The sequence below is a fragment of the Streptodolium elevatio genome (genome assembly GCF_040649515.1).
Lineage (GTDB): Bacteria > Actinomycetota > Actinomycetes > Streptomycetales > Streptomycetaceae > Yinghuangia > Yinghuangia elevatio.
Window position 1 is genome coordinate 1 of the sequence record NZ_JBEZFP010000216.1, and the last position, 9,962, is coordinate 9,962.

The following is a 9,962-nucleotide window of genomic DNA, read 5'->3' on the forward strand; positions in this document are numbered from 1 at the left end:
TCGGCCTGGGTTTGGCCGGGCAAGGTCCGCAACGCGGCGAGCGTGCGTGCCACGGCCCGCGGGCCCGGCGAGAATTTGAAGACACGACCTAGGCCCGCGCGCTCCCGAGGATGACCGGCTTGGTGAGTCCGGGCTGCCGGCCGAGGTCGACCGTCTCGGTGCGGATCTCGGTGAACCCGGCCTTCTCCAACGCCGCGACCGGGTCCCTGGTCAGCCGGCACCCGCCGAACAGGCGCCGCCAGACCGGCTCCACCCGCTCCTGGCGGCGGCGCGCCTTCGGATCGGGCGAGCCCACGTGCTCGACGAACAGGAACGTCCCGCCGGGCTTGAGCACTCGCCGCGCCTCGGCCGCCGACCGGTCGATGTCGTCGACGGTGCACAGCACGAGCGACGACACCACGGTGTCGAACCGCCCGTCGGGGTACGGCGTCTCCTCCGCGGTGCCCGTCCCGATCTCGGCCGCCACCGGCGAGCGCCCGAGCCGCGCCGCCAGCGTCTTGCGCATCGCGGGATCCGGCTCGACCAGGCAGACGTGGTCGGCGTTCGCGTAGTACGGCAGGTTGCCGCCGACACCCGCCCCGATCTCCAGCACGTCGCCGGTCGCGTCGCCGATCAGCCTCGCGCGCACCTTCCCGAAGCCCGCCCGGTCGCTCACGTCGCAGATGCGGCGGTAGAACGCCGCGAAGATCCAGTGGCCCCGCTCCGCCATGACGTACCCCCAGGGATCGTTCCGGCCCGGCACGCGCTCACCCCTGAACCTACGCCAACGCCGCCGCCACCGGGCGGAACAAATCCGGACGCGGCCCTGTTGGTCAACGGGGATGCGGGCCGGTCGCCGCCGGTCGCGCCTGGTCGGGGACGCGTACCGGAAGGAACTGTCGTGTTGCAGGTAGAGGTGTACAGCGACATCGCTTGCCCCTGGTGCTACGTGGGGAAACGGCGCTTCGAGAAGGCGCTCGCCGCCTTCCCGGACGGTGCCGGCGTCGAGGTCGTGTACCGCCCGTACCAGCTCGATCCGTCCACGCCCGAGAAGGCCGAGCCGCTGTCGGAGCGCCTCGCGGTCAAGTTCGGCCGCGAGCAACTGCCCGCGATGCACGCCCGGCTGAACGAGATCGGACAGGCCGAGGGCATCGCCTTCGACTTCGACAGCGCGCTGTCGGCCAACACCTTCACCGGGCACCGGCTGCTCTGGCACGCGTTGGAGGAGTACGGCCGGGAGACGCAGGCCGCCCTCAAGGAACGCCTGCTGCGGGGCTACTTCGGCGAAGGCCTCGACGTCGGCGACCACGGGAAGCTGACGGAGCTGGCCGCCGAGGCCGGGCTCGACCGCGACCGCACGGCCGCGTTCCTGGCGTCCGACGAAGGTCTCGCGCAGGTGCGGCAGGCGATCGACGAGGCCCGGGAGATCGGGGTGACCGCCGTCCCGACGTTCGTCTTCCAGGGCAAGTGGGCGGTCCAAGGCGCCCAGGAGGCCGAGACCTTCCTGCAGGTGCTGGAGCAGGTCACCGAGGAGCTGGGCAAGCAGCCGTCCGCCTGACGGGGCCGCCGCGGGGGCGGCCCGTGGGACGCGGTCGCCGTCAGTCGAGGTCGCGCTTCGCGTAGCCGATCCCGGCCAGGTCCCAGCGCGGCAGCTGGGCCGCCAGGCGCGTCCGGTAGCCGTCCCAGCCGCGTGCCTCGGGGGCCGACCAGCCGATCTCGGACACGCCCGCGATGCGGGGGAAGGCCATGTACTCGGCGTCGGCGAAGCTGTTCAGCGTCTCGCCCCACAGCGGGGCCTCGACGCCGATGACCGCCTCGGCCGGCACTCCGTCGAGGAGCGTGGCCGGCTCCCACTCGTAGGACTGCCGGACGTCGACGGTCCCGCCCCAGGTGAGGCCGAGCTCGTCGGCATCGTCGTACTTCATGTCCAGGTAGACGTGGTCGGACGGGGACAGCACGACCTTCGCCCCCGCCTGTGCCGCGTCGACGATCATGTCCGCCTCGCGCCCCTGCTGGTTCCAGTACTGCACGACGGCCCCGGGCACCGGCGGCGCGTCGGCGAGCTGGTGCCAGGCCATGACCGTCTTGCCGTGCTTCTGCACGATGGCCTGGGCGCGCCGCATGAACGCCGCGAACTGCTCGGGCTTGAGGGTGTGCGCCTCGTCGCCGCCGATGTGCACGTACGGCCCGGGGGTCAGCGCGGCGATCTGGCCGATCACCTCGTCCACGAACTCGTAGGTCTTCTCGCTCTCCACGCACAGCGTGCTGAAGCCGACGTCGATGCCGGTGTACGGCTCGTACTCACGCCCGTCGCAGCCCAGTTCGGGGTACGCCACGAGCGCCGCGTTGGTGTGCCCCGGCAGCGCGATCTCCGGGACCAGCGTCAGGCCGCGCTCCGCCGCGTACGCCACGACCTCGCGGTAGTCCTGCTGCGTCCAGAACCCGCCCGGTCCGCCGCCGACCTGGGTGGCCCCGCCGACCTCGGTCAGCCTGGGCAGCCCGTCGACCGCGATGCGCCAGCCCTGGTCGTCGGTCATGCGCAGGTGCAGGTAGTTGAACTTGTAGCGGGAGATGCCGTCGGCGAGGCGGCGTACCTCCTCGGGGGTGAAGTACTGCCGCACGATGTCGAGCATCATGCCGCGGTACGCGTACCGCGGCATGTCGGTGACGCTGCCGCCCGGCACGGTCCACGGGCCCGCCGCCCGCGTCCTCGACTCGATGTCCACGGGCAGCAGTTGGCGTAGCGTCTGCACGCCGTTGACGAGTCCGGCCGACCGTGCCGCGCGGATCTCGACGGCCTCCGCGGTCACGGTGAGGCGGTAGCCCTCGACGCCGTCCGGGCCGTCGGGTTCGAGGACGAGGGCGATGCCGGACGGCGGTGCGTCCTCGTCGAATTCTCGGACCGGCAGCGCATATCCGGTCGCGGGCCGGAGCATTCCGGCGAGCAGCGCGCCCACCCGGGCGGCGTCGGGGGATCCCGGCTCGGTGAAGAGCACCGTGTCGTCGGCGAGTGTCCAGGTGACTCCGGGGGCGGCCGTGGCGCTCACGGGGGCCGGCACGATCGTGTCGTACCCCGGCGGGACGCGCGCGGGAGCCGCGGCCGCCGGTCCCTTGGCGCCGCCGCCGGATCCACCCGAGCCGCCGGAGCCGTCGTCGCCGGAGACCAGCTCGGTGGTCCCCCACGCCGCCAGCCCGACGAGCACCAGTGCGACGGCAACTGCCCAGATCCGCTTGGCGCCACCGCGCATGGACACCCCCGTGGTCGATTCCGAACGCCGGTTCGGTGAACTCTAGTCGGCGATCAGTTCCGGGACGGGGTCACCGGGCCCGCAGGTTGACCTCGAGCGTGGTCCACGCGCCGACATGGATGCGGTCGCCGTCGTGCAGATCCACCGGCAGGTTGAACTCGATGGCCCGCTTGCCGCCGTTCAGCGTCGTGCCGTTCGTCGACCCGGGGTCGACGAGCTGCCAGGATCCGTCCTGCCGGCCCATCAGCACCACGTGCAGGTGCGATATGCCCGGGTCCGAGGGCGGACCGGACAGGTCGATCTCCGGGACGTCCGCCCCCGCGGCACCCGCCCGACGCCGGCCGACGCGCATGCGTTCGCCCTCCAGCGCGACGGTCCACGTCTCGTGGTACGGCGGGAACCGCATCGCGTGTGCGTCCGGCCCGCCCTGGGACACGACCCGCTCGAAATACTCGGCATCGGCGGTGACCCGCACGGTCCAGACGTACCCGGTCTGGGTGGCCGGGGGCGCCGTGCCGGGGTGGTAGTCGGCCGGCAGCATGGGCGGCCGCGGCGGCACCGCGACCGGCCCCGAGCCGACGACCGTGCCGCCGCCCCACTGGTCGGTGTACGACGGCTCTTGATAGCTCCCGGCGGAGTACGACTCGCCCGGCGGGTAGCCCGCGGGCGCGCTGGTCTGCGGCGTGTACCCGTACTGCTGCGGGCCGGGCGGCGCCGTCGGCTGACCGGGCCCGCTGCCGCCGGTGTTCTGCCCCGAGTACCCGGGCTGCTCCGGCCGTCCGCCGTGGCCGGTCGGCGCGCTGTGGACGCCGTGCCCGCCGCCCTGGCCGCCCTGACCGCCGCTCTGGCCGCTCTGACCTCCCTGGGTGGAGTAACCGCCCGGGTCGGGGTAGCCGCCCTGGCTCGGGTAGTCGGGCTGCGGCGGCTGCCCCGCGGAGTAGTCGTACCCGGTGCTCTGCCCGGTCGCGGCGTAGCCCTGCCCGCCGTCGGTCTGCGGGTACTGCGACGGCTGCCCCGCCCCGTACTGCGGGCCCGGGTCCGCGTCGAACTCGTACCCGCACGCCTCGCAGAACCGGGTGGCGCTGTCGCGTGGCGTGTGGCAGACCGGACAGGGTTCGCCGGGCACCGGGGCGTACTCCGGCGCCGACCCCGCGTACTGCGGCTGGGGCATGGCCTGCCGACCGATCGGCCTGCCGCACGCGTCGCAGAAGTCCTCGGCGATCGAGTTGTGGCCGCGCGGGCATATCGCCATGTCAGCGCCTCCTGTCTTCCGTGACGACGACGCGCGCCGGGGCCCGGCGGTTCGGCATGCGGACGAATTTCGGGTGTTTTGCCGGTCGGCAGGTTACGAGGTCCGCAACCGGGACGTCTTCACCGATGCCGTGTCCAGCGTCATCTCGTCCTCGTCCGACACCTTGCGCCGCAGCTTGATGGTCCCGGTCACCGGGTCCTCGTCGACGACATTCTTGATCAACTTGGCGGTGTGCTCGTCCCCGGACTCCTTCGCCAGGTCGAGCGCCCGCCCGAGCTTCGCGGTCGCCGCACTCTCGTGGCCGTCCCGGCGCGCCTCCAGGCCCTCCTGGATCGCCTGCGCGAGCTCCGCACGACCGGTGTAGAAGGCGACCTCCTTGCTGATCTTGGTGGACAGCTCCTCGTTGTCGGTCCACTCGGCGAACACGCCGATGCGGGTCAACTCCGTCTCGCTGCCGTCCGCGGCACGCGAGACCAGGCTCACCAGGCCGACGCGCACCGGGTCGTCGATGTCGCCCGGCTCGACCTCCAGGCAGACGTGGTAGTCGCGGCTCTCCGCGCCCCACGAACCCGTCGGGTAGTCGCCGATGTTGGGCCCGGCGTCCTGGCGACGGTGCGTCAGTTCCTCGATGGACGGGCGTACTTGCTTGACGAACTTGACCCGCGCGCTGCCGGGGGTGCGCAGCCGCAGCGCCACGTCGGCGACCGCCTTGCCCATCGCGTTCTCGATCATCGCGGTGAAGTCCGCGACCAGGTTGGCGGGTTCGGCCACGATGTCCAGGCTGCCGAGCAGTCCCGAGGCGACCTGCCGGAGCTCCGCCACCACCCAGTCCGTGCCGACGCCGCGGCAGTCGCACGTGAACACGCCCTGGCACTGCTCGATGGCGGCGGCCAGGTCGGCGGCGGTCTCGCTCTCGTCCTTGCCGTCGGTGAGCAGGATCGCGTGCCGAATCGCCTCCGGGTACGGAGCCAGCAGCCGCTTCGCGGCCAGCAGCCACTGCCCTATCGCCGTCCCGCCGCGCGCCCGCAGCCGGTCGACCGCGCGCTTGGCCTCACGCCGGGTGTGCGCGTCGAGTACGACCAGGCGCTCTTCGGCCGGGTAGACCATCGACGCCATGCCGGTGCCCGACACGACGGCGAACAGCGTGCCCTCACGCAGCGCGTCGATCGCCGCCTTGGTGGCGTGCTTGGCGGAACTCAGCTTCGTACCGGGGAAGTCCATCGAACCCGACGTGTCCACGAGGATCACCTCGGCGGCCAGGCCGCCGCGGGCGGCACCGCCCGACACCTCGCCCTTCGCGGTGACCGTGGCGACCGCGTGCACCTCGCGCCCGCCCATCGGCAAGTATTGGTTCTGGAAGACCTCGACTTCGAAGTCGGGCGCCCCGGAAGGGCTTTCGTTGGCGGCCATTGCGGCTACTCCTTGGGTTCCGGCCCGACGTGGGCGGCGGGCGGGAAGGGGACGAGGACCACGGTGATGTTGTCGGCGCCCCCGGACTGGAGGGCGTAGTCGGTCAGTGCCCGTGCGGCGCGCATCGGCTGCGCGAGACCGTAGGGCAGCGCGAAGGCGGAGAGCGTCTGCGCCGCCTGCACGTAGTTCCACAACCCGTCGCTGCACAGCAGCACCGCGCCGGGCGTGTTGGGCCGGAGCGTCATGACGCGCGCCCGTACCTCGCCCGCGTCGGCGCCGAGCCAGGACACGATGGCGTGTGCGCGGCTGTCGGCGTACGCCTGGGCCTCGGTCAACTGGCCGCACGCGACCATGCGCGCGGCCCACGAGTCGTCCTCGGTCAGCAGCGCAGAAGGCGTCGGCATGCGGATCGTGCTGTCCGCACTCACGGCCTCCGGGAACGCCGCGGGCGGCGGGGTCTCCGGCAGCGCGATGCGGACCGGCGTGTGGTCCGGCTCGGGTGCCGGCCGCGACGGGCCGCCGGCCGGCAGCGTGCTGTCCTGGTCGCCCACCGGGTGGTCGTCGACGGAGAGCCAGTACGCACGGCTGTCGCCGACCCAGCCGATGGTGACCGTCTCCGGGGTGACGACAGCCGAGACGTACGTGCACGCGGGTGCGTTCCCGTCCACGTCGCCCGGACCCGCCAGCCGGGCCACCGCACTTGCCGCCGCGGCGGCCGCCGCCCGGGTGGCCGCCTCCGGCCCGGCGCCGCCGCGCAGGGCGGCGACCAGCGCGGCACCGGCGGCGCGCGCTCCGGTGCTGGACGCGTCGTCGGGCCGCGGCGACGAGGAGACCCCGTCGCAGACGACCGCCACGACGCTCGGTCCGCCGTGCGGGGAATCGATGACCTCGACGGCCATCGCGTCCTCGTTGCGGCGGTGGCGCAGGCCGCGGTCGCTCATGCCGGCGGCGATGCGCAGGTCGGTGACGACCGAGTCGCGCGGGTTGTAGGCCCGGCCGCACGACTCGCACCAGCCGTCCGCACCGATCGACGACGTCCGGCACGATCGGCACGTTGCGGTGGCGAACTCGCCTCTGCGCGGCGCGCGTTCGGCGACCGGCGGCGGAGGCGCGTGGCGCAGCTCGTAGCCGCACGCCTCGCAGAAGTTGTGGCCGGGTTGCGGCTGCACGCCGCAGCTCGGGCACCCGACGACCGCGCCCGGGGCGGATCCGGCGGGTGCGCCCACCGCCGGATCCGTCCCGTGCGACGCCTGGCCCGCACCCACGCCGATCACACCCATGTCCGGGGCCGTACTTCGTTGGCCTTGTCCACCAGTGCCACGCGTTCCTCCGTTGCGTCGACGTGCCGCGCGAGCGAGCGGAACGTGCGTTCGAGGGCGAACCGCAGCGGCCGCTCCGCCAACTCGCTGTCGAGCACGGTGCCGCCGCGCCCGGTCGCCCCGGGGCGCCCTTCGCGCACCCAGGCCAGTGCGGCGCCGAGGAGTTCGGCGGCGAGCCGGTCGTGCGCCTCCCCCTCGATCGGCAGGGCGTCCAGGCGGGCCGAGGCCTGCAGCAGGTCGTCCTCGAGAGGCTCGGCCGGGTCGCGGTCGCACACCCGGGTACGCAGGGCCGCGGTCTGCGCGGCGACGTAGTAGGCGACGGTGTCCGGCACGGACTCCAGCGTCGCCACGGCGCCCGCCCGGTCGCCGGAGGCGAGGCGGCAGCGGGCGAGGCCGAACGCCGCGCTCACGTACGACCGGTCGGTGCGCCACACCCCCTCGTACTCGCGTGCGGCTTGCGCGTGGTGGCCGTGCTGCTCCATGCAGACGCCGAGCGCGAGACGCGGCGCGCGCTCGCCCGGCAGCAGCGAGCGCACGGCGTCGAACGCGGCGAGCGCGTCGCTGACGCGGCCCTCGGAGAGCGCCGCCACACCGCGGTACCAGAGCAGTCGCCAGTCGTCGGGGTCGACGTCGTCGAGGAACGCCTCGGCGCGCGTCACCAGTCCGCGTTCTATGCAGACGTACGCCAGGCGCAGCGTGGCCTCCACCGAGTCGACGCCGGCCGCGGTGAGTGCCGCCAGGAGTTCGTCCGGGTCGTTGGTCGGCAGCGAGGCGAGCAGGCCCGCGGCCGGGTCCGACGGGTCGACGCGCGGCACCGGCAGGCCGGCCGCGACGGCGACGGCGCCCGGGGCACCCGGGGAGTTCCAGGCCGCGACGTCGCTGTGCGCGACGCGGGTCTCGGGGCCGAACAGGCCCGACAGCGCGGGCCGGGGCTCGCCGGTGCGCTTGGCGACGACCTCGCGCAGTACGCCGAGGCACTGCTCGGCCATGTCGGCGGCGGTCGCGAACCGCTGCTCGGGGTCGGCGTGCGTGGCCCGCAGCAGCAGCCGGTGGTAGGACTCGAACTCCTCGAACAGCGGGACCGAACTCGCGGGCGGCAGCGAGGTCTTCCACTCCTTCGTGAAGTTCGCGAAGGGGAAGCTCAGTACCGCCATGGTGCGCCCGACCGTGTACAGGTCGGACTCGGGGGTCGGCCCCACATCACCGATCTCCGGCGCCTGGTAGCCGATCGTGCCGTAGATCGCGCCGTCCTCCTGGTCGACGTGCCGGACCGCGCCCATGTCGATGAGCGTGAGCTGGTCGTCGGTCTGGATGACGTTGTCCGGCTTGAAGTCGCAGTAGATCAGGCCGCGGCTGTGCAGGTGGCCGAAGGCCGGGAGGATCTCGATGGCGTAGGCGAGCACCTGTTCGAGCGGCAACACCGCGCGGCGGTCCTGCAGTTCGGTGCGGCGGCGCTCGACCAGGTCCTTGAGTGACATGCCGCCGATGTACTCCATGACGATGTACGTCTCGGGGTCGCCGGTGTAGCGGTCCTGGTGTGTGACCACGTTGTGGATCGTGACGATGTTGGCGTGCTGGACGTGCGCGAGGACCCGCTGTTCGGCCAGGACCGCGTCGCGGGCGTCCTGGTCGCCGCTGCCGAGCAGGCCCTTGAGCACCACCCACTTGTCGTGCAGCACGGTGTCGATGGCCAGGTAGACCCAGCCGAAGCCGCCTCGGGCGAGGCAGCCGACCACGCGGTACTGGCCGACCATGTCGCCGGCTTCGAGCTTGGGTCCGAACGAGTAGGGCGTACGGTCGTACGGGCAGAAGCCGTTGGCGATGCCGGGCTTGCCGTCGCGCCCGCGGCCGACCGGGCGGCCGCAGTCCTCGTTGCGGCAGAAGCGCCTGTTCTCCGGTATCGCCGGGTCCTTCATGAGTATCGCGGCGGGATCGCGCACCGGGACGGCGGGGATCTCCACCAGGCCCGCGCCGAGCCGGCGGCCGACGGTGCCCCCGGCCTGGCGGCGCGAAGTGCGCCCCGAGGTCCGGCCCGACGTGACGCCGGACCGGGTGCCCGTCGCCGACCGACCGCTCGGGCCCAGGCCGCCGCCGAGGCCGCTCGCCAGGCCCGAGCCGCCCGCGGTGGCGGACTTGCCGGGATCCGTCGCGGCCTTGAGCGGCGCCCGACCGCAGTCGAGGCAGTAGCCGTCCTCGATGGCCCCGGTGCCGCAGTCGGAACGGTTACAGATCGTCATTGCCCTCGCCTTCCCCCCTCGGCCCTTCGGCCCTCGTCGGGCCGCCGGTGTGTCCGACGCCGCCCGTTCCCGTCCCGGTCCCGCCCCCGGTGCTCGGCCCGGCGCCGGTCTCGTTGTGTATGCCCCGCCCGTCCACCCGAACCGCGCGATGGTGCACAGGTCTTGGCGCGGTGACCGCGAGCTGGTACTCGCCGACGAGCCGGGACGCGTCGTCCAGGTCGCACGGCGCGCGCCAGAGCACGTCGTACGCCCGGTGGTGCAGCCCCTCCAGGACCTCGTCCTCGCCGCGCCCGCGGCCTCCCGCCATCGCACGGTACGCCTGGAGCAGCCCGCGGAGTTCGTCGCGGCGGGACAGCAGCGCCTCGAGTTCGCCGCGCGCCGCGCGCAGCCGCTCCCCGGCCGCCGACGCGTCGCGTTCCAGCGCGCTGAGGTGCGACGAAAGCTGCGGCCACGCGTCCCGGCGGCGCAGGTCGGCCACCTGCGCGGCGCGGGCGCGCAGCGCCGCGGCGGCGGCCGG

Annotated in this window: 7 protein-coding genes and 1 pseudogene; 1 reads left to right on the forward strand and 7 read right to left on the reverse strand. The window is 73.5% G+C overall.

The window, feature by feature from the left end; genetic code table 11:
- Positions 1-88: 88 nt before the first annotated feature.
- On the reverse strand, positions 89-742 hold the full coding sequence (locus AB0C36_RS41355; RefSeq protein ID WP_358364522.1) for a class I SAM-dependent methyltransferase: 654 nt from the start codon (positions 740-742) through the stop codon (positions 89-91).
- A gap of 138 nt (positions 743-880) precedes the next feature.
- Here AB0C36_RS41355 and AB0C36_RS41360 point away from each other — a divergent pair, with 138 nt between their 5' ends.
- On the forward strand, positions 881-1,537 hold the full coding sequence (locus AB0C36_RS41360) for a DsbA family oxidoreductase (protein ID WP_358364524.1): 657 nt from the start codon (positions 881-883) through the stop codon (positions 1,535-1,537).
- Between the two features lie 40 nt (positions 1,538-1,577).
- On the opposite strand, the gene AB0C36_RS41365 is transcribed toward AB0C36_RS41360, so the two are convergent.
- From AB0C36_RS41365 to AB0C36_RS41390, 6 genes and pseudogenes are all read right to left on the reverse strand, one after another.
- The gene (locus tag AB0C36_RS41365; protein ID WP_358364527.1) at positions 1,578-3,227 is read right to left on the reverse strand and encodes a beta-N-acetylhexosaminidase; all 1,650 of its coding nucleotides are present in this window, start codon (positions 3,225-3,227) and stop codon (positions 1,578-1,580) included.
- Between the two features lie 70 nt (positions 3,228-3,297).
- Positions 3,298-4,479 (reverse strand): FHA domain-containing protein, encoded by a 1,182-nt coding sequence (locus tag AB0C36_RS41370; protein ID WP_358364529.1) that lies wholly within the window; start codon positions 4,477-4,479, stop codon positions 3,298-3,300.
- A gap of 93 nt (positions 4,480-4,572) precedes the next feature.
- Complete coding sequence (locus tag AB0C36_RS41375) at positions 4,573-5,889, reverse strand: VWA domain-containing protein (protein ID WP_358364530.1); 1,317 nt, start codon at positions 5,887-5,889, stop codon at positions 4,573-4,575.
- A gap of 5 nt (positions 5,890-5,894) precedes the next feature.
- The gene (locus tag AB0C36_RS41380; protein WP_358364533.1) at positions 5,895-7,169 is read right to left on the reverse strand and encodes a PP2C family protein-serine/threonine phosphatase; all 1,275 of its coding nucleotides are present in this window, start codon (positions 7,167-7,169) and stop codon (positions 5,895-5,897) included.
- The gene (locus tag AB0C36_RS41385) at positions 7,160-9,445 is read right to left on the reverse strand and encodes a serine/threonine-protein kinase (protein WP_358364536.1); all 2,286 of its coding nucleotides are present in this window, start codon (positions 9,443-9,445) and stop codon (positions 7,160-7,162) included. The genes AB0C36_RS41380 and AB0C36_RS41385 overlap by 10 nt, the downstream gene beginning before the upstream one ends.
- Positions 9,432-9,962: pseudogene (locus AB0C36_RS41390) on the reverse strand (hypothetical protein); the annotation flags it as partial. The gene AB0C36_RS41385 and the pseudogene AB0C36_RS41390, both read right to left, overlap by 14 nt.